Raw genomic sequence first — 25,470 nt, forward strand, 5'->3', positions numbered from 1 at the left:
TTGACCTCTCTTTTTATTCTTTCCGTTGTAATGAATCGATGAAAATAGTAGCTTTTTCTGTTTTAGTATTGTAATAAAGCGAATAGAAGTTTATAATAGTTGTGACAAGACAGATGTATATACAATTGTTGATCGGTGTAAAGAGAGTGTGCAATCGTTTATTTAATGAACATCTGTATAGAGTTAAGCGGATCTGGTTATGGAATAAAAGTTAAAAGAAAGGGCATGATGTAAATATGGATATTATTACTCGTTTAGAAAGAATACCTGTAGGGAAATTTCATTATCGATTATTAATGATTACAGGTTTAGGATGGATGTTTGATGCCATGGATACAGGCATTATTGCTTTTGTATTACCAGTGTTAATCAAAACTTGGGGATTAACAACAGCTCAAGTTGGTTATATTGGTAGTGTTGGATTAATAGGCATGGCTCTTGGGGCCGTACTTGCTGGCTCGGTTGCAGATCGATTTGGGCGTAAAAATGTGTTTGCTGCTACGCTGGTCATTTATAGTGTGGCAACTGGATTTTGTGGTTTAGCTTGGAGTTTTGAATCGTTGTTATTCTTTCGTTTCTTAGTGGGATTTGGTCTAGGAGGGCAATTGCCTGTCGCGGTTACACTTGTGACAGAGTATGCACCACCTGGAGATCGAGGACGTTTTATTGTTCTTCTAGAAAGTTTTTGGGGAGTCGGATGGCTAATTGCCGCCGTTATCGCTTATCTCATTATTCCACGTTATGGTTGGAACATTGCATTTCTAATTGGTGCCTTACCAGCATTATATGTATTTAAAATCTGGAAATCTGTACCAGAATCAGTACATTACTTACTAGGAAAAGGGCGAATACAAGAAGCTCATGATATTGTTCAAGAGATGGAAAAAAAGGCTGGGTTAGTTCCGGAAAAAACAATGATTGCTCCTCAGGCAGGCAAAAAAACTCAAGTTGCTTTTGCGGATATTTGGGCACCGCAATTCGTTAAACGAACAATCATGCTTTGGATCTTATGGTTTGGGATTGTTTATTCTTATTATGGAATTTTTACCTGGTTACCGTCCTTGATGGTGGGTCAAGGGTATACTGTCATCAAAACCTTTGAATATGTATTGATTATGACGTTAGCTCAATTACCGGGTTATTTTGCAGCTGCCTATTTAGTTGATCGCATTGGACGTAAGACGACTTTATCAGGATTTTTAGCAGCAAGTGCGATTTGTGCTTACTTTTTTGGTCAGGGTGGCAGTTCGCAAATGGTATTATTATGGGGCAGTCTCATGTCGTTTTTTAACTTAGGAGCATGGGGCGTTGTATACACATATACTCCTGAATTATATCCGACACGGATACGAGCTCTTGCTTCAGGTTGGGCAGCTGCTATAGGACGTGTAGGTGGTATCTTGGCACCGACCATTGTAGGATACATGATCATTGGAAATGATGGATTTAATCATGTCTTTATGATGTTCGCCGCTGTTATGCTCGGTGTAGCCGTGATTGTTTGGTTATTTGGTGAAGAGACAAAAGGTAAATCTTTGCAAGAGATAAGTGGGTAAATAAATCATTAAAAGGGTTTTCATTTCTAGGAAGTAGTTATATATAGTAACAAAGGACTCTACAAGACTGTAGGGTCCTTTGTTTGTTATTGCTGAAAGAAAAATTTGTTGAATGATCATAAGTTTTTTTAAATATAACATAAGAAGTAGCGATTGCATATGATGTAAAAAGTAATTGAAAAAAATTTGGAGGATTTAATGAAAAATATTGAGATTTCATTGGCTGCTCCCCTTGAGTATGCTAAGCGGTTATCCCCAAAAATAAACAATGAATCGAAGACATATGGATGCCGTACTAAGTTCATGCGAGATCGAGATCGTATTCTTTTTTCTCAAGCCTTTAGAAAGTCTAGCGGCAAAACTCAGATTTTTCCAGCTAATTATGGGGATACTACACGAACGAGACTCACCCATACTTTAGAAGTGGCTCAGTTTGCTCGAACGATTGCTAAAATACTTAATCTTGATGTTGATTTGACTGAAGCTATTGCCTTAGGACATGATCTAGGTCATACCCCCTTTGGGCATGTTGGTGAACGAACACTCAACTTGATCATGAACGGATGTGATATTCTAAATGTTTTAGATGAAAAATGTCCTATTCTGAGGGAAGGGGAAAGAGGCTTTAAACACAATTTGCAAAGTGTTCGGGTTTTAACACATTTAGAGCAGCCTTTTAAGCGATATCCAGGTTTAGATCTTACAAACTTTACTCTGTGGGGGATTCGGCAGCATACAAAATTGGAGTGGAAGAGTTGTATATATAAAGAAACAATTAAAGATCATAGGGGGAATTTTAATTGCTTGAGAAGTTTTCCTCCGATTAACTGCCCAAAGAACCAATTGGAAGTTGATTTTTATAAGCAATACGACAAATACCTGAAACTTGAAAATAGTGATAAACCTAGTTGGTCATTTGAGGCCTATGTCGTAAAACAATGTGATGAAATTGCCCAAAGACATCATGACCTAGAGGATGCTTTATGCGCTGATTTGATAACGGATGGACAAATCATTCAAGAATTTGAAAGATATTTAGGAGATTGGATTGATAATGAGGTTGATCGAGATAATTTTGCTAAGTTAAAAATGAATAAAGGAAAGAAAGACTTCCCTAAGCATCTTTCTAGTTTTGTCGTAACGTTTTATCTTCAACAATTACTTAGTTATAGTTTCGATAGTCTAAGGGTTTTTATAAAACAAAATGCCATCCATAACGAGGGATGGCCTAAACTCTATCAGAATATCAATCTAGAAGACGTAGAAAAAATGATTGCTTTTTCTGAGGATTTTACTAAAGCAGACCATAGCTTTCAACAAGAATTTTTGAAAGATGTAGTTATGAATTCCTATAGGGTACAACGAATGGATGGGCACGGGAGTTATATTATAAAAAAATTATTTAAAGCATATTTGGATAACCCTGAACAATTACCTGATGAAGTAATTTATCAATTATATAAAATATATGATTTCGAGTATGTGGACAGCGTATGGAATCGGTATAATGCTGGAGATGATACAATGGAAGATGACAAAATTATTGCAATCATAGTTGGGCAGCTAAGAAATAACTTAGTGCAAGACAGACATAAATTCGATTTTCGAGCTCGCCTATCAAGAGTTATCTGTGATTATATATCAGGCATGACAGATGCGCATGCTGTAAAGGATTATGAAGATCTTTACGAATAGAATAGGTTCATAGCTTCATTAGTAAGGTGGAAAATAATGGTTTATTGATGGTGAATAATAACTTTATTGTAAAAAAATGAATGGGAAATATCTGATTTTTAAGCGTTTTTATTGACATATAATACCTAGTGAGATAAAATTATAAGAGTAGATTGCCGGTATAGCTCAGTTGGTAGAGCAACTCATTCGTAATGAGTAGGTCTGCAGTTCGAATCTGCATATCGGCTCCAGTGAAATTAATGGCTCGCAGACATGTGAGTCATTTTTTTATTGTAAAATATTATGGTGAATTGGGTATATTAAATGTAGGATTAGATAAGGAGGCACTATATGAATAACGAACATATCGGTGAATGGACAGAGTTGAATAAATTCGTCAAAAAACTATCCGACGAAGACCGGCAAAAATTATACCAAGAATTGAAACGTTCTGGTTCAGTTGAGAATCCCATTAAATATATCGAGACACATCTTAAGGGCGGTATAGAAGATGCTATGGAAGACGAAAATAATGATACAATAAGTCCATCTGAATAAAATACGAATAGCTGATGGAAGTGAAAAAATGTAACTTTAGGAGTTGTCGCACTAAGAAATTAGTGCGAGAGCCCTATTGGCTTTTGATGCAACACCAAAAGCCAATAGGGCTCTATTTTTTATATACGGGAAGGTAAAAATGAGTGGAACTGAGATTTTAAAAGATGACGGAACATGCCAACCAGATGCAAGAGTAGAATAAATTATTCCGTGAAATTCTCGATCCTTGTCCATAAAACCGTAAAGAAAATAAATCAAGTTGGTAAGTGATTGCCAATTTTAAAGCCTGTCAGTCTTTAATAAAATTTGTTTTGGATTAAAATAATTATTGAATAATAACAATTGTTAAATTATAATATAAGTGTCATAAGTCCAAACCCTTTATAAAAATACCTTTTGTACTACTCGGTCCCGCTAATATTTTCAAGGGACGGTACGGGAGAAAGCCATTATCGAGCGTGATTGCTTGGTAGTGATTTTTTTCTATTTACAAAATCGAACATATGTTTTATAATAATGGTAAATATATGAAGTAGATAAACGTGAATGGGAGAGTAATTCGCAATGAGAAACTTTGATGATATTATAAATGACGGTGTTATTAGATGGACTGAAAGAGAAAAAGAATCTCTCTATCCAACAGGTCACGTTCCTGATGATGAAAATGGAGTTTTTAAATTAGGAAACTTGATGGTAATCGTAACTACGGAGCATTTAAAAGGTGAGATTGTAGAGTGTGTTAGCGCTAGTTTGCCGTCTCATATAATGCTCAATTCAGAAGATATTGAGGATATCAAAATAATGTTTTGGGAAACTAATGAATTGAAAGACGTGATCAGAGTAAATGCTTGGCCAAGCATAACTCATTTACATAGAAAACGGATCATTCATACAGATGATTGTTCGGAGGTACGCCATGCATCAAACCCGGCAAGCTATTCTGGATTTCATTCGTGACTACCCTCAGCAGTATGCGCCAACGGTACCGAGATTACAGCAGGCATAGGGCTTTGTAGTAGCTCAACGTATAAAAATAGAATAGACAATAATTTGAATAAAAAATAGTTTACTACCGATTGAATGTTCTGGGTGATATAGGTCATCTAGACTTTTTAATCGGTAGTTTTTTATGCAATTGAATAGAAAATAAAGAATCTAATTGTGATAAAGATGTAAAAAAATTACAGAGGTACAACTAATGAAGAAAAAGCATATTGTAATAAAAATGGTGAGTTAAAAAAGAATAAAGATATGGATTGGAGGTGGTTATAAAATGAGTCATATATACGAAAAAATGATTGCTAACCCTAAAACAGTAACCTTATTTTTCTTCTTATTGTTGTTGTTTATAATCATTGTTTTCATTGTTGGATATTATGCTTGGCAACACCATACAGCAGAGGTCGTCACTTATGAGAAGCAAATACAGGCACAGACGGCTGAAGGTATAGAATTAGCTGCAAAGGTAGCTCATATAGAGATGCTAGAGTCGCAGTTAAAGGATGCTTCCGGTCAGATTACGGAGTTGGCGAATAAACCACCAGAAAAAGTAATCGTAACGGTGCCTTACGAGGTGGAAAAAACAGTTGTAAAAGAAGTTGCAGCTAAGGGAGCTGATTTTGCGATCGTCACAGATTCAAAAGATCCTGAAAAAGAAGTTAATATAAAAGAAATTACTAAACTGCCAGAAAATACACCTGTAACATTGAATCAGTATAATGTATTTGCTTATAAAAAAGTAATACGTGGTATCAATGTTTATCCAAGTTTCAATGGTATAAAGCCGACGGGGATAGGAGAGATTACAGGGGATGTCAGCCGTAAAATTAGCAATGATGGTAAATATATCGGAATTGTTGGTGGATATGACTTTGATAATAAGAAAGTTAAAATTGGATTAAGAGTTACGTTTTAAGGCAAAATCCGTCGACCTTTCATTAGGTGGATAGATTTTTTTTCATATACAGTGGAAAAAAGAACGAAAAAGAGGGTCACATAATATAAAGTGAGTAGATTGTATACTCTTTAGTTCATCGAATAAGACTAAATTTCGTTCAGACGCTATGACTTAGAAGGTTCTGCAATTGGTTATGATTGATATGCTCTATCATCATTCAAATGTTGATTAATGAAAAATAGGCACACATTATTGTAAGAATAATGTGTGCCTATTTTTTACAGGGGTATTATTTTGTTCCGAAGAGTCGATCGCCTGCATCACCTAAACCAGGGACGATATAACTATGATCATCTAATCTTTCATCGACTGAAGCGACATAGATATCAACATCAGGGTGAGCGTCATTAATGAGCTTGATGCCTTCTGGTGCAGCAACTAGGCACATTAATTTAATGTTCTTGGCACCTTTGCCTTTAAGAATATCGATGGAAGCGATTAGAGAATTACCTGTTGCTAGCATAGGATCAATAATGATAAAGTCTCTTTCGGCTACATCGCTCGGTAATTTTGAGTAATATTCGACTGGCAGTAAGGTTTTAGGATCACGGTATAGACCGATGTGTCCAACTTTAACAGCAGGAATTAACTTCACCACTCCGTTTGTCATGCCTAGACCAGCACGCAAGACTGGGATGATGCCTAATTTTTTACCAGATAACATTTTGCAGGTACATTTTGCAACTGGGGTTTCGATTTCCACTTCTTCAAGAGGGAGATCGCGAGTAATTTCAAATGCCATAAGCATGGAAATTTCATCTAATAATTCGCGGAACTCTTTCGTTCCTGTATTTACATTGCGCATAATAGATAATTTATGCTGAATTAATGGATGGTCAATAACTTTAACGTTCATTTTTTGGTCAACAACCTTTCTCAATCTATTCAATTACTTCGAGGGTTCGGGACATCAATGTTTTCCTCATTTATCTATTCTAACAGATGATGCAATAATATACAATTTCATTTAGTATCAATCCTTGTGTAAAGGACATTTAGAATTATAATTTGTTTAAATTGATGGGATAAGGATAGTTAGATTTTAGCTTTAGATGGACGAGTTTACTTCTGTAATGTTATAATTTATAAATACATTGATTTAAGGTGGTTTTTTTATGGGAATGTTCGGTATGCTTATTGGGCTTTTAGTTGCATTTTGTATATATAATCATGCTAAGAATAGGGGGCATAGTACTGTCATTGCTTTTTTGTGGGCAATTGGTAGTGCAGCCATGCCGATCGTACTCGTGCCTTTGTATTTAATCCTTGGGAAAACCAATGAGAAGCAACCTAAAGCAGCAGGTTATCATGATGTTATTGATGTTGAAGCAACAGTCGTAGAAGAAATTTCACAGACCTGCTTTAAATGTGGTAGTCCTGTTAAAGAGGATTTTGTGGTGTGCCCTTATTGTCAAGCTCCACTCAATCATAAATAAAAATATCGTTTTTAAATTAGACATGTTATTATATTTATGGTATAATATTATTCGTGACTGTAAGAGATAAATTGCGCCCGTAGCTCAGGGGATAGAGCATTGGCCTCCGAAGCCATGTGCGTAGGTTCGATTCCTGCCGGGCGCACCATAAGAAATTCAAGCCTTTGAGGGTTTACCTCAGAGGCTTTTATGTTTACTTGGGACACAGTTTGGTAACAACTTATGCAAGGCGTATCAACATTTTAATTTAAGTATGGATTATCTTTGACTAAATTGTATGTAGTGAAAAAAATCTGATTAATGCAACAATAAAACGATTAAAAGCAGTTTAATCTTAAATAATAAAATTGTAGTACGGAAAAAATAAAACTAACATAAATGTATTGCAATGAATAAAAACATGATGTATAATCTAGTCAAGTTAAGTTAATGATGTTTTAGTTAGTTTTCGTTTCGAGTACAATGGAGTGCCGGTCGAATACGCGTATGCGTTTCGGTCGGCTATTATTTTTAAAAGGGGTGAGTGCGGTGTCGGGTCATAGCACATTAATTTTATCAGCAGAAAAAGAACAAGTTTTGACGGGAATACAGGTCATGATATTGAGTGATGTTGAAGTGAGTGAGCCATGGATAGATGAACCGATTGAACTTGCTGAACTTTCATACCCCAATCAATACAAAAAATTTCATCTGATTACAGAAACTATCCCTTCTGTAATCAGTGAGGAAGGCTTTCATACCAAATTGGGTCAGTTATTAGTGACAATTTGTTTAAAGTATCCTTTTTGGAATAACTTTCGTATTTTGGATTTTTTTAACAAACGTGGCATTGAAATAACGATGGAAGAATTATTAAATCTTCGTGCAGAGTGTGGCATTAAAAGTAAAGAAGATGTTTGCCGTGAGTTAATGCGACTTCATTTCAATGATGAAATTGAATTAGACAAAAGGCAAGTGCAGTTTATCGAACGGTTAAATCCAATTTTTCGTGACCGAAATTTCCTAGCAAGTGGACCAGGTGATGTGCTTGTATATGAATGTGTGTTTTTTAGACGGTTAAATAAGATGTTCTATCTTCATTTGGTACTTGATCTATTTAATGGATATGCTTTTGGCAAAATGAGCCGTCGTTGTTCAGGGGAAATCGGATTAAGGTTATTGCAAGAAAAAATAGTTCCCTTTTATCGCAGTCGAGGCTATACAATTCATAAGCTTGTGCATTCGATCAAAGCAACGCGCGAACATTGTGAGGAGGAAGAATCAATGATTCGAGAAAGTGTTTTAGCGATGGGGATTGAATGGCTAGAGCCTCGGCATGAATTTGGTATCATACAACGTTTTCAACGAGATTTCTTAGAGGATTTTTTCAGTGATGCCGAAGCCCTCGATATATCACTAGCAATGATTCAGCCAGCTTTGAATCGATGGATTATTAAATATAATGGAACTTCTCCTTTTCATCGACGTCGTAATCTTTTTGGGTATGTAGAGGAGTTTTCTGAAATGACAATGAGAGACTTAGAGTCTAGATGTAATTAAAAAGGAATAAAAAAATTACATTATAAGTATTCGTGGTACTTATAACGTAAAATGAAAAACTTCACAAGCATTCGTGGTACTCGTGAAGCTAAATAAAAAATTCATCCAGTAGCGCTAGGTTTATTTTGTGTACCCTTTTTTTATAATTCACAAGTTTTATCATGATTTGAAAGGGGGTGGTTTTATAGAACAGGACAAGAAAATGCTTCATGAGTATTCGTGGTACCCATGAAGCGAGGTAAATTTTCTAATCCCAGTAGCACTAGGTTCGTTCAGTTTACCTATTATGGATTATAACACTTTACATTTATTTTTTCAACAGGATGATGAAAAAATTTGAATATTTAATATTTATAGATACCCATAGTAGGGAATTGAAGAATCTAGACAAAGAATGCCCACTAGTAAAGTAAAAAAATAAAGTAAAGGCGGTTTTTTAAAATGACAAGAAAAATAGCTATATATGGAAAAGGCGGAATTGGTAAATCAACTACACAACAAAATACTGCAGGGGCTATGGTGCATTTTTATGATAAGAATATATTCATTCATGGCTGTGATCCTAAAGCAGATTCAACCCGCCTTATTCTGGGTGGAATGAATCAAAAAACATTAATGGATGTCCTTCGTGATGAAGGAGAAGAGAAAATTACTGTTGATCGAGTTGTAAAAACAGGTTTCGGCGGAATTCGTTGCGTGGAATCAGGTGGTCCGGAACCTGGTGTAGGATGTGCAGGTCGTGGTGTAATCACAGCCATTGATCTTATGGAGAAAAATGGAGCCTATTCATCGGATTTGGACTTTGTGTTCTTTGATGTACTTGGTGACGTTGTATGCGGTGGATTTGCCATGCCAATCCGTGAAGGTAAAGCCGAGGAAGTTTATATCGTTGCTTCAGGAGAGATGATGGCTGTATATGCTGCCAACAATATTTCTAAGGGTCTTCTAAAATATGCAAAACAAAGTGGTGTTCGTCTAGGCGGGATTATTTGCAATAGTCGTAAAGTGGATCGGGAAGTGGAATTTATGGAAGAATTCGCCAAAGCAATTGGCACGCAGTTGATTCACGTAATACCTCGCGATAATATCGTGCAAAAAGCCGAATTTAACAAAAAAACAGTTGTGGAATTTGATGCTGAGTGCCAACAAGCTCATGAATATGGGGAACTAGCACGCAAAATTATCGAAAATAAGAATTTTGTTATTCCGAAACCTCTCACTATGGATGAATTAGAGGCCATGGTTGTTAAATATGGCATGGTTGATTAAAAGATAAGTAAAAAAATAAAGGAGAGATTATCGATTATGATTATGGTGAGAGCGATTGTTAGACCGGATAAAAAAGAAGTGGTTCTTGATGAACTATCTAGTGCGGGGTTTCATGCTGCTACTGTAGTTGATGTTGTTGGGCGGGGTAAACAAAAGGGTATTAAGTTTGGTGATGTTGTATATGATGAAATCCCTAAAAGCCTTATTATGTTAGTGATTAATGATGCAGATAAAGAGGATGTACTTGATATCATTCTTCGTTATGCCAAGACTGGGGCAGAAGGAGCTTTTGGCGACGGGAAAATATTTATCAGCTCAGCAGATGAAGTGTATACTGTTTCCAGCGGCGTGGCTGGGCTTTAAAGGAGATGGCATGATGAAAGAAATTATAGCTGTCGTCAGGATGAATAAAGTCAGTGCTACTAAAAAAGCACTCATTAAGGTGGGGGCTGCTGGCTTTACAGCACTTAAGGTTATGGGACGTGGCAGGCTGGTAGAAGATAAATCTGTCATTGCGGAACGACGAGAGACCTTACTAGCCCTAGCCCAAAAAAATGATCATGAGACAGAAAAACGGATTACTGAATTTTTGGATGGAACTCGTTTGTTTCCGCGCAGGATGTTTACTGTTCTGGCTCATGATGAAGATGTACCGGGAATTGTTCAAGCAATCATTTCTGCCAATAAAACCCAGTATAATGTTGGTGATGGCAAAATTTTTGTATTGCCAGTACTTGATGCAGTCCGAGTAAGAACTAAGGAATCTGGAGATGCAGCCATCTAGCCAATTGTGGTGGGTGTAAAATAGGATTGCTTCTTCGGGCATCGCTGCAATTCCAGTAATTGGACTAGATGGACAATCAATTGGACAGTTAGACAATGAGGTCTATCCGTCATGGTCTGTCATGTAGATGACGGCTGTGGATGCAATCCGCTAAATTTAAGTCAACCGCCTGCAATGGTGGTAGTAAGTGTTTATTATTAAATAAAGGGGGAAGAAATTATGCCATATCACAAGTTTAAATGTAGTGAATGTATTCCTGAAAGGGAAAAGCATGCTGTTGTCAAAGGTCCAGGTGAAGATTTGACATCGTGTCTTCCTCTCGGATATAAAAATACAATTCCTGGTACAATTTCAGAACGCGGGTGTGCGTACTGCGGTGCTAAACATGTTATTGGTGCTCCTATGAAGGATGTTATCCATATGAGTCATGGACCAGTCGGATGTACCTATGATACCTGGCAAACCAAACGTTATATCAGTGATAACGACAACTTTCAGCTCAAATATACCTATGCTACAGATGTAAAGGAAAAGCATATCGTATTCGGAGCGGAAAAAATGCTCAAACAAAATATTATTGAGGCGTTTAAGGCCTTCCCTAATATCAAAAGAATGAGTCTGTACCAAACTTGTGCGACAGCGCTCATTGGGGACGATATTAATGCTATTGCCCAAGAAGTGATGGACGAAATGCCTGAGGTTGATATCTTCGTCTGCAATTCACCTGGGTTTGCTGGACCTAGTCAGTCGGGCGGACATCATAAAATTAATCTTGCGTGGCTCGATCAGAAAGTTGGAACATTTGAACCGAAAATCACTAGTAAATATGTCATCAATTATGTTGGTGACTATAACATTCAAGGGGATTCAGAAGTCATGGCAGACTATTTCAAGAGAATGGGTATTCAGGTTCTATCCACCTTTACGGGTAATGGTTCCTATGATGATCTCAGAGGTATGCACTTAGCCCACCTTAATGTACTAGAATGTGCTCGGTCTGCTGAATACATCTGCAATGAACTCAAAGTAAGATATGGTATTCCGCGCCTTGATATTGAAGGATTTGGTTTTAAACCCTTAGGCGAATCCCTCATGAAGGTTGGTATGTTCTTTGGACTGGAAAAGGAAGCGCAAGCGATCATTGACGAAGAAACTGCCAGATGGAAACCAGAGCTTGATTGGTATGCAAAACGTCTGAAAGGGATAAAAGTATGTTTGTGGCCGGGGGGCTCTAAACTTTGGCACTGGGCTCATGTCATTCATGAAGAGATGGGACTTGATGTTGTCTCTGTATATACGAAGTTTGGTCATCAAGGTGATATGGAAAAAGGCGTTGCCCGTTGCCAAGAAGGTGCTCTCGCTATTGATGATCCTAATGAATTAGAGGGAATTGAAGCGATGAAGACACTAAAACCTGATGTCATCTTCACTGGCGTTCGCCCAGGTGAAGTTGCCAAGAAACTTCGTGTTCAGTACCTTAACGCTCATGCCTATCACAATGGTCCTTATAAAGGTTTTGAAGGTTGGGTAAGATTCGCTCGGGATATTTATAATGCTGTCTATTCACCAATTCATCAGCTTTCAGGACTCGATATCAGTAAAGATGAGATCGCTACCGATATAGGATTTTCCACACGACAGATGATTTCTGATGTAAATATCAGTAAGGATGAAGCAACTCCAATTGAAGAAAGACCATATACCGGTGATTACGACAGCGTTACAAAATTGCGTGGCAAGACATATCCAAATGCACCAGGTCAGCTTGTCGACGTGGTATAAGGGAGGGGACATAATGGAAGTTGTAATGAAAGATAGGGTCGAAGAACTTGTAGATTATATTATGAAATGGTGCTTGTGGCAGTTTCACTCTCGGGCATGGGATAGAGAAAAACAAAACGAGGGAATCCTTACCAAAACTACTCAGATATTGTGTGAAGAACCTGTCGAATTGGGAACTCCAGCGGACAAATGTTATTGGGTAGATGCTGTGGTATTAGCTAAAGAATTCAAAGCCACCTATCCGTGGATTTCGGCGATGGAGAAAGGGGACATAAAAATCCTCATGCAGGCACTCAAAGATCGTTTAGACTACTTAACGATTACAGGGTCTCTTAATGAAGAACTGACTGATCCTAAGTATTAGAGATAAGAATTGTGCCGTCACGGCCGACGTTTAAAAAATAAATAGTAAAGGGAGTCATGCTATGTCTTGTGAGATGAAAGAAAAGGAACGTGCCGGCGTTATTAACCCAATATTTACATGCCAACCTGCAGGAGCCCAATATGCTAGTATCGGAATTGAGGATTGTATTGCCATAGTTCACGGAGGGCAAGGGTGCGTTATGTTTGTACGCCTACTCATCGCACAGCATTTGAAGGAAAACTTTGATATTGCATCTTCATCCTTGCATGAGGATGCTGCCGTATTTGGTGCTGTCCACCGCGTAGAGGAAGCAGTCGACGTAGTGCTAATGCGGTATCCTCATGTAAGAGTCATACCAGTCATTACAACATGCTCAACAGAAGTTATCGGTGATGATGTAGATGGTGTAATTCGAAAGCTCAATGAAGGCTTACTAAAAGAAAAATATGCTGATCGAGACGTTCGTTTGATTCCAGTTCATTGCCCTAGCTTTAAGGGAAGTCAAGTGACAGGATACGATGTCGCTTTGGAGGCTTTTGTACAAACTTTGGCAAAAAAAGATAAGCCAAACGGAAAAATTAACTTGATGACTGGTTGGACCAATCCAGGGGATGTAACAGCTCTCAAACACCTTCTGTCTGTAATGGAGGTAGAGGCAACTGTACTTTTTGAAATTGAAAGCTTTGACTCCCCCCTCATGCCAGACGCTAATTCTGTATCTCACGGCAGTACGACGGTTGAGGACTTGATTGGAACAGCTGATGCCATAGGAACGATTGCGTTAAATAAATACGAAGGTGGAAAAGCCGCTGAGTATCTTGAAAGCGAATTTGGCGTTCCAGCTATTATAGGACCAAGCCCTATTGGTATTCGCAATACTGATATCTTTTTGCAGAATTTGAAAAAGATGACAGGTAAACCAATCCCTCAGGCTTTAGTTCGCGAACGGGGAATTGCCATTGATGCACTAACTGATCTTGTCCACATGTTTTTGGCAGATAAGAAAGTTGCTATCTATGGGCATCCTGATCTGGTCATCGGGCTGGCAGAATTTTGTATCGATTTAGAGATGAAACCTGTACTTCTATTACTTGGCGATGACAATAAGACATATGTAGAAGATCCTCGTATCAAGGCGTTCCAGGAAAAAACCGATTTCGATATGGAGATCATCTGCAATTCAGATTTGTGGGAACTGGAAGACCGGATTAAGAACAAAGGATTAGAACTGGACCTCATTTTGGGTCATTCAAAAGGGCGGTTTGTATCTATTGATAATAATATTCCTATGGTACGAGTCGGTTTCCCCACATACGATCGTGCAGGATTATTCCGTCATCCAGTCGTCGGTTATGCAGGCGCTATATGGCTCGCTGAAGAAATAGCGAACACCTTATTTACTGACATGGAATACAAGAAGAACAAGGAATGGATATTGAATGTATGGTAAGACGTAATTAGGGTTCTATTAGATTCTGCCAGAACATGATTGTTATCAGGTTCTGGCAGAATCACTAAGAAGAGGATATCATTAGGTGATTATGATAAAGAAGGTTGAGGTGGAAAACATGGAGTGCCCGGGTTCAACATCAGATACCAAAGTGGAAAAGGCTACTACTATGTTAGAGAAGACCCAAAAGCATCCCTGTTATTCTTTTGATGCTCATCAAAAATTTGCTCGGATGCATCTACCTGTTGCGCCTTACTGTAATATTAGTTGTAATTATTGTAATCGTAAATTTGATTGTGTTAATGAGAGTCGTCCAGGTGTAACCAGTGAAATTCTTACGCCACAGGCCGCTAAAAAGAAGTTTGATCGGGTACGTGAGCAGGTTGCGCAGCTTAGTGTAGTAGGAATTGCAGGACCTGGAGATGCCTTAGCTGATTGGGAAAATACGCGGGAGAGCATCAGGCTGATTCGTGCGGAAAATCCTCAAGTTGTTTTTTGTCTTTCAACAAATGGTCTATTATTACCAGAATATGCTCAGCAAATCATAAATCTTGGCGTAACTCATGTGACGGTAACAGTGAATTGCTTAGATAGCGCGATTGGGGCGAAGATCTACAAACATATAAATTTTAAAGGACAGCATTATACGGGGGAAGCAGGTGCGAAAATTCTAATTGAAAATCAATTGGCTGGTATTGCTCTACTGACAAGTCAAGGCATCATCGTAAAAATCAATATTGTTATGCTGAAAGGGATCAATGATCAACACATTCCAGAAGTTGTAAAGAAGATGAAAGAATTTGGTGTTTTCATTACTAATATTATGCCCCTCATTCCAGCTCCAGGTAGTGTTTTTGAAAATTTCCCTCAAACCAGGATGGAAGATGTCAATGATATGAGGAATTTGTGCGAACTGGATGTCATGCAAATGCGTCACTGTAAGCAATGTCGCGCTGATGCCATTGGACTACTAGGAGAAGATCGTTCCCAAGAATTCAGGGACAAGGAATCACAAGGAGAATATTGTGATTCCTCCACCCAGGGACTCGGATTCATCCGACGACAGCTAGCATAAAAAAGGGGAAGGGAAGTGGCAAAAATGAAACAGATGGTGATGGTGGTTGATCAGACGGTGGATGAAGCGTTACGTCTAGGTGCGTCAATTGCTACCCTTAAGTTAATGGGACCTTTTTTGAAAAAATATTCAATTGAAAACGCTGATGTATCCCTGAGTCATTTGAAAAGATATGGGGTGAGTCTAGAACAGACCCTTTTATTACCTTTGTTACGGTGTAAAATAAACCCTTCCTTTGCAGAAATAGATCAGGTTCGACAAATGGGATTTTCCAAAATCGTGATTAACTGGCTTCATCAACCTGGAAATCTTTTATTAGATCAGCTAACAAATGCGTTGATTGCTATACAACGATTTGCTAAAGAAATTTATCTATGCATTGAAAATGCCTCTGAGTTTTCTGTTTCTGATCTAGCTTGCTATTGGCCACTTATCCCTCGCTATCAAGTGAAACGATTTATTTATCAAGATCAGGGGAGTGCCATAGATCCTTTTATTGCTTGTGAAAAGATGGATCTATTACAGCGGGTAATACCTTGTCCCGTAGAATTTCATGGGCATAATGCCTATGGGCTTGCGACAGCGAATAGTTTAGCGGCCTTAAGATCAGGGATTCGATATGTGGCAACAGCAGTGAGTGGAATTGGACTCCCTAATCATGCTCCTATGGAAGAGGTTTTGATGGCAGTAAAACATTTGTGGAAACAAGATCAAGTCCCATCAGGAGGTTCTCTAGCCAAAGATTGTATGCAGATTTTAGCTGCCATGGGAATTAGTTTACCCGTTGATAAAGCTTTGATTGGGCGGGATGTATTTGCTCATGAGTCAGGAATACATGTTGATGGCATTACCAAAAACCCTTCTCTCTATGAAGTCATTCGACCTGAAGAAGTGGGGCAAACTAGACAATTAATCATTGGTAAGCATTCTGGGACTGCTTCTTTGAAGATTAAATTTTCTCAATGGAATTTGGAACTTGATCAGGCCCAAGCCTTACAGATGTTAGAAAAAGTAAGAAGAATTGCATCACTTCAAAAAAGTCCATTATCGGATTTACAGTTGCATCAGCTCTATTGGACGAGACATGATATGGCACAAAGACAAGTCGGTTCATAGGTAGAAAAAAGGGGGGAATTGATCATGGCTCATAAGACTGGGTTTCAAATTGTTGATACAACCTTTCGTGATGGTGAGCAGTCTGCAGGAGTTGTTTTTTCGACAGACGAAAAAATAAATATGGCGATTGCTCTTGATCGAGCTGGAGTTTCATGGATCGAAGCAGGTACACCGGCAATGGGTACTGAAGAGCAAGAAACCTTACGGACACTACTAGCATTACCTTTAGGAGCAACCTTGATTGCTTGGAATCGAGCCGATCTACAAGATATTCGTGCATCTCTAGCGTGTGGATTTTCGTGCATTCACATTTCCTTGCCGATATCGGACTTACACATTACTCATAAGTTGAAAAAAGATCGAGAATGGGTTCTTAGGCGGTTAAAAGGTGCCTTGCAATTCTTGAAAAGTTATGGTTGCACTATTACTGTAGGGGCGGAAGATACTTCACGTGCTGATCCGGAATTTTTTCTAAAATTTGCAGATGTTGCTGCGGAGAATGGGGCTATGAGAATTCGCTTTGCTGATACAGTAGGCTGTTTAGATCCTTTCATGACGTTTAGTCGTTTGGAAAATTTGGTTGGGCGTTCTTCCTTGCCCATTGAATTTCATGGACATAACGATTTTGGTTTGGCGACAGCCAATACCTTAGCTGCTTTTCACGCAGGAGTTTCTTTTGCCAGTGTGACATTGTCAGGGATTGGTGAAAGAGCTGGTAATGCTTCTTTAGAAGAAGTCGTTGCTTCTTTGGAAAAGTTTTATGGTTATCATTGTGGTGTGGACTCAGCTCATTTGAGTTCCTTAGCTGATTTAGTGACCAAAGCAAGCGGCAGGCCCTTATTTCCTTATCGGCCTGTAGTAGGATCGTATCATCTTTAATCACCATAATAAATGGTAAAAAAGAGGAGAAGCATGATGAATAAAATATCCCACTATTACTTCGCCTATGGCTCTAATATGAATTTAAGGCAAATGCAGGAACGATGTTCTAGTCCAACAGTGCTTGGAATTGCTCGATTGCCTGGGTATCGGGTTGACTTTTATGGAGATTCTGCCATTTGGGATGGAGCCCAAGAAACTGTTGTTCCTGACCGTGATACAGAAGTGTGGGGCGTATTATACGAATTAAGTTTTTTTGATTGTGAACAACTAGATATGTATCAAGATGTTCGTTTTGATGGGACGGGACCTTATTTTCACTATCCTGTGGATGTAATTAATACTGAAGAGAGAATCTTTGATGCCCGTATTTATAAAAAAGATAAATTGGGCGAAGAGATGCCTCCGAGTACGGACTATTTAAATTTCATTATACAAGGTGCCTATGAACAAGGTTTACCTGAAGGATATATCGAAGTATTACAGAATCGGATGACAAAACCAGCTTCTTATGCTGTGCCTATGGTCAGGAAATCAAAATATAGTTATATGAACGTAAATTGTGGTGATTGTGGTGGATAAGTAGTTAATTTTAAATGCGTGATGAAAGGAGGGGATCATAATATGAGACTTCATTATTTGCAGCATGTTCCATTTGAAAATCCAGGGAGCATACTGACATGGGCACAGGAAAACGGCCATCTCATAACAAATACTCAATTATATAAAGATGAGACTCTCCCAATGCAACATGATTTTGATTGGCTCGTGATCATGGGGGGGCCTATGAATATCTATGAAGAAGAATCTTATCCCTGGCTAGTGGATGAAAAAGTATTGATCAAAGAAGCGATTGCATCTGGTAAAGTCGTAATCGGCCTATGTTTGGGAGGTCAATTGATTGCTGATGTAATCGGTGGCAAGGTGACCACAAACCCTTATAAAGAAATTGGCTGGTTTCCAATCAGGTTAAGTGAGGAGGCGCGGTTATCGCCTTTATTTTCTTTCTTTCCTGCAGAGCCAATCGTATTTCAGTGGCATGGAGATACCTTTAGTGTGCTGCCAGCAGAGGCAACATGTATAGGGGAAAGTGATGCCTGCAAGCATCAAGCTTTTATTTATAAAAAAAGGGTTTTTGGTTTTCAGTATCATATGGAGAATACACCAATGATCATCAAAGGTCTTGTTGAAAATTGCAGGGAAGAAATGGTTCATGACGTTTATGTGCAGACGGCAGAAGAACTGCTTGCTCACCCTGGCTATATTGAACAAAATAATCAGTGGATGAAGTTGTTTCTTACCCAGTTAGAAGAAATGGATCGAAAGGGGGAGCTTTGATGAATCAGGTTAGTTATACAAAAAGAAATTGCACCGATCAGGAAAAAATTGAAACCTTTCTTTTAGGTGAAAGGACTGGTGTACTTGGAATGGTCGATGGGGTTTTGCCTTATACTCTTCCAGTGAACTATCTCTGGTACAAAGGTTCTATTTATTTTCATGGTATGGGTTCGGGAAAAAAAGAAAAGATCCTTTCACAAAATCCTCCTGTTTGTTTCACAGTTTATAAAGAACATGGTACTGTAATTGATCCCGTTCCCTGCCATGCCGATACGTCATACATGAGTGTCATGCTTTTCGGTCAAGCTGAAAAGGTAAGGGATTTTAAAGAGGCTGCTGAGGTTTTCCAAAAATTTCTGGATAAATTTATGCCAAAGTATTATAGTCAGCCTTTAACCAGCACTTTGATTGAAAAATATCGCTCTGGAATGGATGGCAATCAAGTTTCTATTTATCGGATAAAACCAGAGGAAATGACGGCCAAAGAAAATGCAGTGGAACCTAAGGAACTATTTACAATGAAAATGCCGTAGTGATATGCTGTATTTACATGAAAAAAGTGTTTTGAGGATTTTTTCTATAAATATATTGAAAAAAATAGCATATATAGGTATAATGATCACAAGCTTAATTGTTTTTGTGTACAATGATGTGCCGGTTTGAAGTGTTTTTACGCCTCAAACCGGTTTTAATTTTAGGTAAAAGTAGAATCTAATTGATCGTAATTTAAAAACGGAAAAATGGACAGAATGATAAATCATAATGTACAAAAGGGGGAAAAGGCGTGGAACAGATACAATTAACAATGACAATTGATGAAATTATTAAGAATTACCCTGAAACACGCGAGGTCTTTATTCATAATGGCTTTCCCATTTTTGCTGATGATACGGTTATAAAGCAGCTGGGAGTGGTTTTAAAACTAAAAACTGCTTTAAAGAGTAAAGGTATCAATCCTGCAGCATTTATATCATTATTAGAAGAGAAACTTGCGGAAAAACAAAAATATAAAAATCTGGAATCAACGGTCTTTGACAATCATTCCGAACATCTAAATATGTTGTCCCTATTGCCTTGCCCCTTAAAGGTTCCCATGCAAAGTGAATTAAAACTCTTCTTGGATTATCTGCGAGAAGAAAAAAATCTGCCACTTAATTATTGCATTGAATCTTTCTTTAATGATCACCTTGATTATGAAGATTACCTAGAACATTTTGAAGAAGCAAATGAAATCCCTGATATCATTATGACCGCTGGATACAGTTTCTTTTACAAAAATTTTATGGAGCGGTTTGTAAATAAAGGCGTTTTTGCTGATGTAATCAATCGTCCTGTACATCCTCGTTTAGCTGAGGCTGGTCTGATTGATCCCGATGGGCATTTTACAGTGATTGGGGCAAATGTTCTTGTAATGGTCGTAGATGAAAAACGATTGGGAGATATTCCTGTGCCTAAGTCGTGGGGCGATTTATTAAAACCTGAGTTTGAAAATAAGGTTGTGATGCGTGGGCATGGCGACGTTTTTTGTGATGTTGTCCATCTTAATTATTATAAAGATTATGGCATAGAAGGTGTAGAGCAATTAGGACGATCTGTAAAGTGTGGACTCCACCCGGCGCAAATGGTTAAAGAACTGATGAGTAACCGTAAAGATGTAGCGCCCGTTCATATTATGCCTTACTTTTTTTACAAAACAATGAGGGAGTCTGATCATATAAAAGTTGTATGGCCAGAAGAGGGGATCTTAGCTTATCCGATTTCAGTGTTGATTAAAGCTGATAAAATGCAAGAAATGCAAGAGTTATCCGATTATCTGACTGGCTTTCAAATCGCTCATATTTGTGCAGAGGCTTATTTTCCAGCCGTTCATGCCGATGTGAAAGTCAATCTTCCTGAGCATGTGAAATTAAAATGGTTAGGTTGGGATTTTATCAAACATAATGATATCGAGCAGTTAGTGAATACGATGAATACTACATTTATGAATGTCTATCGTGCTGGAGGAAAAGAAATATGCAGCTAATTACTGTTGCTGGACCACCCTCTGTGGGTAAAACATCCGTCCTAGTAAAAATTATTGAAGCTCTTCAAGATGAGGGACTGAGGGTCGGTGTGGTAAAGTTTGATTGCTTGTCCACTCAGGATCAGGTTCTCTATGAAAAAAAAGGCATTGAAGCAAAGACTGGTTTATCGGGGAATCTTTGTCCAGATCATTTTTTTGTCAATAATGTTCAAGATTGTCTGGCATGGGCGCGCAGAAAAGAGTTTGACTTGTTAATTAGTGAGAGTGCAGGTTTGTGTAATCGCTGTTCGCCTCACATTCGTGATATTATGGCAGTGTGTGTGATTGATAATTTAAGCGGGGTGAATACGCCACGTAAAGTAGGGCCCATGCTGAGACTTGCCGATATTGTCATTATCACCAAAGGTGATATCGTTTCTCAGGCTGAGCGGGAGGTATTTGCATTTCGGGTCAAGCAAGCAAATCCAAGTGCCATCATTGTTCATGTCAATGGTATTACTGGTCAAGGTGCGAGAGAAGTTGGTCAATTATTTAAAAATGCCCAGAATTTAGAGGGAATTGCAGATTATCATTTGCGGTTTTCCATGCCAGCTGCTACTTGTTCTTATTGTTTAGGACAAACTCGTATTGGGCAGAATTTTCAAATGGGAAATGTGCGTAAAATGGATCTTAGCTAAATTGCAGGGCGTTGGAAAAAGAATTATATGTGAATAAGAAGGTGAATTCCATGTGGGATAGTCTATCTGTAATGACGCTAAAACAATTATTTAAATCTTATCCGTATGCCCTTGATTTTTTTTCTTCACTACCAAATCTTCAGCAGCGTGAAGAATATCCGATTGCAGAGTATTTTGCTACTTTAGAAGAAGATACTTTACAGGATTTAGGGATAGGGCGCCAAGACTTTCTTGATCAATTTCTTTCCTTTATGATCCAAATGGAGAAATTAAAAGAAGATAAAATGAAAGTAGACTCCATTACGATCATCGGTGGCAATGACAAGTATGGAAAGTCAGAAGACATAGAATTGACCATACATGCAGGAGAAATTGTCTGCATCGTAGGACCTACTGGTTCGGGGAAAAGTAGACTATTGGCCGATATTGAATGGGTAGCCCAAAAAGATACACCGACCAATCGTAAAATACTGATCAATGGACAGTTACCTGATCTAAAATGTCGATTTTCTGTTGAACATAAACTAGTGGCCCAGCTTTCCCAAAACATGAATTTTATTATGGATTTAACCGTAGAAGAGTTTGTGAGTATGCATGCGGAAAGTCGGATGCTGGAGAATATAGAAGAAGTGACCAGCCATATTATTGTAAAAGCGAATGAATTGGCAGGAGAAGAATTCGCTCCGGATACGCCTGTCACATCCTTAAGTGGAGGTCAGTCACGGGCTTTGATGATTGCTGATACAGCTTATCTAAGTTCGTCACCGATTGTATTGATTGATGAAATTGAGAATGCGGGGATTGATCGCCAAAAGGCACTGCGGTTATTGATTGATAAAGAAAAAATAGTACTGATGGCAACTCATGACCCCATCTTGGCATTAATGGGGGATAAACGAATTGTAATTAAAAATGGGGGTATCAGTAAAGTGATTGTAACCACAGAAAAAGAACGAAGTAATCTCGCTACATTGACTAAAATTGATCAAAAAATGCTGGCAATTCGGGAAGTACTACGCAGTGGTGGATCTATTGATCAGATTTCCATGGATTTTGAAGAATAAATTTGATTGAAGTGGTTATTAGTTGTTATAAGAGAGCTTAGCTCTTTTATATAAAATTATAGTAAAAGGGGGATATTATTATGAAAATCAGCGGTAGAAACAAATTGCAAGGTATTGTCAAAGAAGTTGTTAAAGGTAGTGTAATGGCCAAAGTTGTAGTTGACTATAAAGGTGAAGAAATTGTCGCTACCATTACTGTGGATTCCATTGATGATTTGGGATTAAAAGTAGGCGATGAAGTGACTGCACTCATCAAGTCTACAGAAGTTATGATTATAAAATAATTAAGATTACATACCAAAACAGGAGTACAGGGACTAGGTTTCACACATGAAACCTAGTCCCTGTACTCCTTGGTTTTCGCAAAAGAGATTTTCAAAGCTGCTGTGATTTGAAAATCTCTTTTGCGAAAACCAAGGAGTACGGGGACTAGGTTTCATGTGTGAAACCTAGTCCCTGTACTCCTTGGTTTTCGCAAAAGAGATTTTCAAATCATAGCAGCTTTGAAAATCTCTTTTGCCTATAATAAAAAGCAAGCGATTTTCGATCATGCCTGCTTTTTATTATAGATTAATAAAAATATTGAAAAGAACTTCTTGTCGTTCCGTTAGGATTCATATTCCACGATGGTGGTGGTTCAGACACTTGCTGTCCTTGATGAAGAAATAATACTTCACTGCCGAGGGCTTGGGCTTCTTCTGGTGAATGAGTCACTAGGATAAATGGAATGTTCCAGATTTCTTGCAACCTTTTAAGCTCATCTTGTAATTCATAGCGACTTTGGGCATCGAGAGCTGATAAAGGTTCATCTAAGAGAAGGATCTGGGGTTCGGCCATAAGAGCGCGGGCCATGGCTACCCGTTGCTTTTCCCCGCCAGACAATTGATTGATCGTGCGGTGAGGTAAGTGTTCAATTTTTAATAAGGTAATGAGTTTTTCGTATAATTCATTTGTTTGTTGATTATGAGTTTTAACTCCATACCAAATATTATGTTTTACGTTCATATGAGGAAAAAGTGCAAAATCTTGAAACATATAACTTACATTTCTCCCCTTAGGTGGCAGATGAATTCCAGATGTTGAGGAATAGAAAGTGGTATCATTGGATGTAATGCTGCCTTCATCGGGTTTTAGCAACCCGGCAATACAACGCAATATCGTTGATTTACCACATCCCGAAGGCCCGAATAATACGAGAGTTTTATTTGGAGCAGTAAATGAGATATTTAGGGTAAAGTCAGAGAGCTTTTTCTTAATATCAACTGTTAACATGATCCTGCTCCTTCTCCGTTGTAACTTAAAAGATTGTTTTTGTTCCTTTCCAATGATTCAGGCCGAAAATAATGGAAAAGGTAATGACACTGATAATGATGACATACATACCTGCTGTTACTAAGTCGTTTGACTCTGTTGCAAAATAAATTGCTAATGGAATCGTTTGTGTCTTGCCAGGGATGTTACCGGCAATCATAATGGTAGCGCCAAACTCCCCTAAGGTCCTGGCAAAGGATAATACTAAACCGGAGACGAGACCTGGCCAGGATAAGGGGATCGTCACTGTCCAGAAGACTCGCCATTCGCTAGCACCAAGAGTGCGAGCGGCATCTTCCAATGTTTTATCAATGCTTTCGAAAGCTGCTTTGGTACTTTGATACATGAGAGGAAAGGAGACAACAGTACCAGCCAGCACAGCAGCTGATTGAGTAAAAATAATTTGCATGTCAAAATATTTTTGTAGTAAGATGCCGACAGGGCCTTGTTTACCAATTAAAACTAACAGTAAAAACCCGATGACGACAGGTGGTAGAACTAAAGGCAGAGTAAAGAAGGATTCGAGGGCTGCTTTTCCTGGAATATCAATCGTTCTCATGACATAGGCCGATAGTATCCCAAGAATAAATACAAATACTACTGAAATAGACGCAACCTTAATTGAGAGAATAACGGGTTGCCATTCGACCATAAGTTTCACCTGCACCATCTTATTATCATTCTATTATTTGCTCATAGTAAAGCCATATTTTTCAAAGATGACTTTACATTCAGGAGTACTGAGATAGGCAAGAAAATCTTCGGCAGCTTTTTGTTGTTTGGTTCCTGACAAGACTGCAACTGGATAGACAATTGGTTGGTGAGAACCTTCTGGTGCAGTCGCTGTAATTTTTACTTTATCACTAGACGCAGCATCCGTTTTATAAACAATACCAGCTTCCACATTACCTGTTTCGACATAGGTTAATACAGTGCGGACATCTTTTGCCAGAACTGCTTTATCCTTGACTTTATCCCAGATTTCCAATTTCTTTAGAACTTCCTGCGCATATTGCCCTGCTGGTACGGAGGCTGTTTCGCCAATGCTTATTTTTTGTACTTCATCTTTAGTTAAATCTTCATATTTTGTAAGAGCAATAGTCGATGACTTGGGTACAATAATAACCAGCTTATTTTCAACTAAGTTTTTACGAGTTGCCTTATTGACAAGATTTTTGGCTTCTAAATCATTCATTTGTTTTGGAGCGGCCGACATAAAAATATCAGCAGGAGCACCTTGTTCAATTTGTTTTTGGAGAGCACCTGAGGCGCCGAGATTATAGATTAATTTTATAGTAGGATTTTTAGCCTCATAATTTTTTTGAATTTCTTCTAGTGCATCCTTGAGACTGACAGCCGCTGAGATATTCATTTCAATTTTTTGTACTGGTGCAGCTGGAGCAGTTTGCTTTTCACTGCTACACCCGGCGAGAAGTGAGGTGATTAAAAAAACTGCCATCAAAAGAGATAATAAACGTGTTTTCATATATTGTTTTCCCCCTAGTGTTTGATTTTCGTTTCTTCATAGGAATAGAAAAAGTACCACTTTCGAAAAAAAATCAACTAAACGTAGCTCGATAGAACTAGATTAGTTGACACGCCTTTGTATCATGGTTTC

The 25,470-nt window shown here is 38.2% G+C and carries 27 protein-coding genes and 2 tRNA genes; 25 read left to right on the forward strand and 4 right to left on the reverse strand.

Annotation, left to right across the window (positions count from 1 at the left end):
• Window positions 1-236 precede the first annotated feature (236 nt).
• The 6 genes from ACAN52_RS07330 (at window position 237) to ACAN52_RS07355 (ending at window position 5,703) form a co-directional block, all read left to right on the forward strand.
• On the forward strand, window positions 237-1,556 hold the full coding sequence (locus ACAN52_RS07330; RefSeq protein WP_378953926.1) for an MFS transporter: 1,320 nt from the start codon (window positions 237-239) through the stop codon (window positions 1,554-1,556).
• 198 nt (window positions 1,557-1,754) lie between these two features.
• Entirely contained in the window at window positions 1,755-3,251 is a 1,497-nt protein-coding gene (locus ACAN52_RS07335) for a deoxyguanosinetriphosphate triphosphohydrolase family protein (protein ID WP_378953927.1), read from the forward strand.
• Window positions 3,252-3,405: 154 nt separating this feature from the next.
• Window positions 3,406-3,481 (forward strand) — tRNA-Thr (locus ACAN52_RS07340).
• 100 nt (window positions 3,482-3,581) lie between these two features.
• The gene (locus ACAN52_RS07345) at window positions 3,582-3,788 is read left to right on the forward strand and encodes a hypothetical protein (protein ID WP_378953928.1); all 207 of its coding nucleotides are present in this window, start codon (window positions 3,582-3,584) and stop codon (window positions 3,786-3,788) included.
• A gap of 564 nt (window positions 3,789-4,352) precedes the next feature.
• Complete coding sequence (locus ACAN52_RS07350) at window positions 4,353-4,745, forward strand: hypothetical protein (RefSeq protein WP_378953929.1); 393 nt, start codon at window positions 4,353-4,355, stop codon at window positions 4,743-4,745.
• Between the two features lie 316 nt (window positions 4,746-5,061).
• Window positions 5,062-5,703 (forward strand): hypothetical protein, encoded by a 642-nt coding sequence (locus ACAN52_RS07355; RefSeq protein ID WP_378953930.1) that lies wholly within the window; start codon window positions 5,062-5,064, stop codon window positions 5,701-5,703.
• A gap of 271 nt (window positions 5,704-5,974) precedes the next feature.
• Here the strand turns inward: ACAN52_RS07355 and upp are convergent, their stop codons facing one another.
• Window positions 5,975-6,601: a uracil phosphoribosyltransferase gene (gene upp / locus ACAN52_RS07360; RefSeq protein WP_378953932.1), complete on the reverse strand. Its 627-nt coding sequence runs from the start codon at window positions 6,599-6,601 to the stop codon at window positions 5,975-5,977.
• Window positions 6,602-6,860: 259 nt separating this feature from the next.
• On the opposite strand from upp, the gene ACAN52_RS07365 reads away from it, so the two are divergent.
• The 19 genes from ACAN52_RS07365 to ACAN52_RS07455 all read left to right on the forward strand — a co-directional run bounded on the left by ACAN52_RS07365 (window position 6,861) and on the right by ACAN52_RS07455 (window position 22,825).
• Window positions 6,861-7,181 carry a hypothetical protein gene (locus tag ACAN52_RS07365; RefSeq protein WP_378953933.1) on the forward strand — a complete coding sequence of 107 codons (321 nt, stop codon included), beginning with the start codon at window positions 6,861-6,863 and terminating at the stop codon, window positions 7,179-7,181.
• Between the two features lie 73 nt (window positions 7,182-7,254).
• Window positions 7,255-7,329 (forward strand) — tRNA-Arg (locus tag ACAN52_RS07370).
• Between the two features lie 380 nt (window positions 7,330-7,709).
• Window positions 7,710-8,720, forward strand: a complete 1,011-nt coding sequence (locus ACAN52_RS07375) for a hypothetical protein (protein WP_378953934.1) — start codon at window positions 7,710-7,712, stop codon at window positions 8,718-8,720.
• Window positions 8,721-9,161: 441 nt separating this feature from the next.
• Window positions 9,162-9,989: a nitrogenase iron protein gene (gene nifH, locus ACAN52_RS07380; protein WP_378953935.1), complete on the forward strand. Its 828-nt coding sequence runs from the start codon at window positions 9,162-9,164 to the stop codon at window positions 9,987-9,989.
• 36 nt (window positions 9,990-10,025) lie between these two features.
• A complete protein-coding gene (locus ACAN52_RS07385) occupies window positions 10,026-10,352 on the forward strand; it encodes a P-II family nitrogen regulator (protein WP_378953936.1) in 327 nt (108 codons plus the stop codon).
• A gap of 13 nt (window positions 10,353-10,365) precedes the next feature.
• Window positions 10,366-10,773 carry a P-II family nitrogen regulator gene (locus ACAN52_RS07390; RefSeq protein ID WP_378954363.1) on the forward strand — a complete coding sequence of 136 codons (408 nt, stop codon included), beginning with the start codon at window positions 10,366-10,368 and terminating at the stop codon, window positions 10,771-10,773.
• 219 nt (window positions 10,774-10,992) lie between these two features.
• Entirely contained in the window at window positions 10,993-12,555 is a 1,563-nt protein-coding gene (gene anfD, locus ACAN52_RS07395; RefSeq protein WP_378953938.1) for a nitrogenase iron-iron protein, alpha chain, read from the forward strand.
• 13 nt (window positions 12,556-12,568) lie between these two features.
• Window positions 12,569-12,919 (forward strand): Fe-only nitrogenase subunit delta, encoded by a 351-nt coding sequence (gene anfG, locus ACAN52_RS07400; protein WP_378953939.1) that lies wholly within the window; start codon window positions 12,569-12,571, stop codon window positions 12,917-12,919.
• A gap of 61 nt (window positions 12,920-12,980) precedes the next feature.
• Complete coding sequence (gene anfK / locus ACAN52_RS07405; RefSeq protein ID WP_378953940.1) at window positions 12,981-14,369, forward strand: Fe-only nitrogenase subunit beta; 1,389 nt, start codon at window positions 12,981-12,983, stop codon at window positions 14,367-14,369.
• A gap of 118 nt (window positions 14,370-14,487) precedes the next feature.
• Window positions 14,488-15,444: a nitrogenase cofactor biosynthesis protein NifB gene (gene nifB, locus ACAN52_RS07410; RefSeq protein ID WP_378953941.1), complete on the forward strand. Its 957-nt coding sequence runs from the start codon at window positions 14,488-14,490 to the stop codon at window positions 15,442-15,444.
• 24 nt (window positions 15,445-15,468) lie between these two features.
• Complete coding sequence (locus ACAN52_RS07415) at window positions 15,469-16,560, forward strand: pyruvate carboxyltransferase (RefSeq protein ID WP_378954364.1); 1,092 nt, start codon at window positions 15,469-15,471, stop codon at window positions 16,558-16,560.
• A 24-nt stretch (window positions 16,561-16,584) separates the two neighbouring features.
• Window positions 16,585-17,439 (forward strand): homocitrate synthase, encoded by an 855-nt coding sequence (locus ACAN52_RS07420; protein ID WP_378953942.1) that lies wholly within the window; start codon window positions 16,585-16,587, stop codon window positions 17,437-17,439.
• 33 nt (window positions 17,440-17,472) lie between these two features.
• Complete coding sequence (locus ACAN52_RS07425) at window positions 17,473-18,021, forward strand: gamma-glutamylcyclotransferase family protein (protein WP_378953944.1); 549 nt, start codon at window positions 17,473-17,475, stop codon at window positions 18,019-18,021.
• A gap of 42 nt (window positions 18,022-18,063) precedes the next feature.
• Window positions 18,064-18,777, forward strand: coding sequence for a type 1 glutamine amidotransferase (locus ACAN52_RS07430; RefSeq protein ID WP_378953945.1), 714 nt, complete (start codon window positions 18,064-18,066; stop codon window positions 18,775-18,777).
• Window positions 18,777-19,310, forward strand: coding sequence for a pyridoxamine 5'-phosphate oxidase family protein (locus tag ACAN52_RS07435; RefSeq protein ID WP_378953946.1), 534 nt, complete (start codon window positions 18,777-18,779; stop codon window positions 19,308-19,310). Before ACAN52_RS07430 ends, ACAN52_RS07435 begins: the two co-directional genes overlap by 1 nt.
• A gap of 251 nt (window positions 19,311-19,561) precedes the next feature.
• Window positions 19,562-20,800, forward strand: coding sequence for an ABC transporter substrate-binding protein (locus ACAN52_RS07440; protein WP_378953947.1), 1,239 nt, complete (start codon window positions 19,562-19,564; stop codon window positions 20,798-20,800).
• Window positions 20,791-21,477 carry a GTP-binding protein gene (locus ACAN52_RS07445; protein ID WP_378953949.1) on the forward strand — a complete coding sequence of 229 codons (687 nt, stop codon included), beginning with the start codon at window positions 20,791-20,793 and terminating at the stop codon, window positions 21,475-21,477. The genes ACAN52_RS07440 and ACAN52_RS07445 overlap by 10 nt, the downstream gene beginning before the upstream one ends.
• 50 nt (window positions 21,478-21,527) lie before the next feature.
• Window positions 21,528-22,541 (forward strand): ATP-binding cassette domain-containing protein, encoded by a 1,014-nt coding sequence (locus ACAN52_RS07450; protein ID WP_378953950.1) that lies wholly within the window; start codon window positions 21,528-21,530, stop codon window positions 22,539-22,541.
• 80 nt (window positions 22,542-22,621) lie between these two features.
• Window positions 22,622-22,825, forward strand: coding sequence for a molybdopterin-binding protein (locus tag ACAN52_RS07455; RefSeq protein WP_378953951.1), 204 nt, complete (start codon window positions 22,622-22,624; stop codon window positions 22,823-22,825).
• A gap of 286 nt (window positions 22,826-23,111) precedes the next feature.
• On the opposite strand, the gene ACAN52_RS07460 is transcribed toward ACAN52_RS07455, so the two are convergent.
• Genes ACAN52_RS07460 through modA form a run of 3 tightly spaced genes read right to left on the reverse strand, consistent with a single transcriptional unit; the run spans window position 23,112 to window position 25,338 of the window.
• Window positions 23,112-23,813 carry an ATP-binding cassette domain-containing protein gene (locus ACAN52_RS07460; protein WP_378953952.1) on the reverse strand — a complete coding sequence of 234 codons (702 nt, stop codon included), beginning with the start codon at window positions 23,811-23,813 and terminating at the stop codon, window positions 23,112-23,114.
• A 25-nt stretch (window positions 23,814-23,838) separates the two neighbouring features.
• Window positions 23,839-24,504, reverse strand: coding sequence for a molybdate ABC transporter permease subunit (gene modB, locus ACAN52_RS07465; protein ID WP_378953953.1), 666 nt, complete (start codon window positions 24,502-24,504; stop codon window positions 23,839-23,841).
• A 33-nt stretch (window positions 24,505-24,537) separates the two neighbouring features.
• A complete protein-coding gene (modA, locus tag ACAN52_RS07470; RefSeq protein ID WP_378953955.1) occupies window positions 24,538-25,338 on the reverse strand; it encodes a molybdate ABC transporter substrate-binding protein in 801 nt (266 codons plus the stop codon).
• Window positions 25,339-25,470: the final 132 nt, after the last annotated feature.

It is taken from the genome of Pelosinus sp. sgz500959 (assembly GCF_042610375.1).
Classification (GTDB): Bacteria; Bacillota; Negativicutes; order DSM-13327; family DSM-13327; genus CTSoil-075.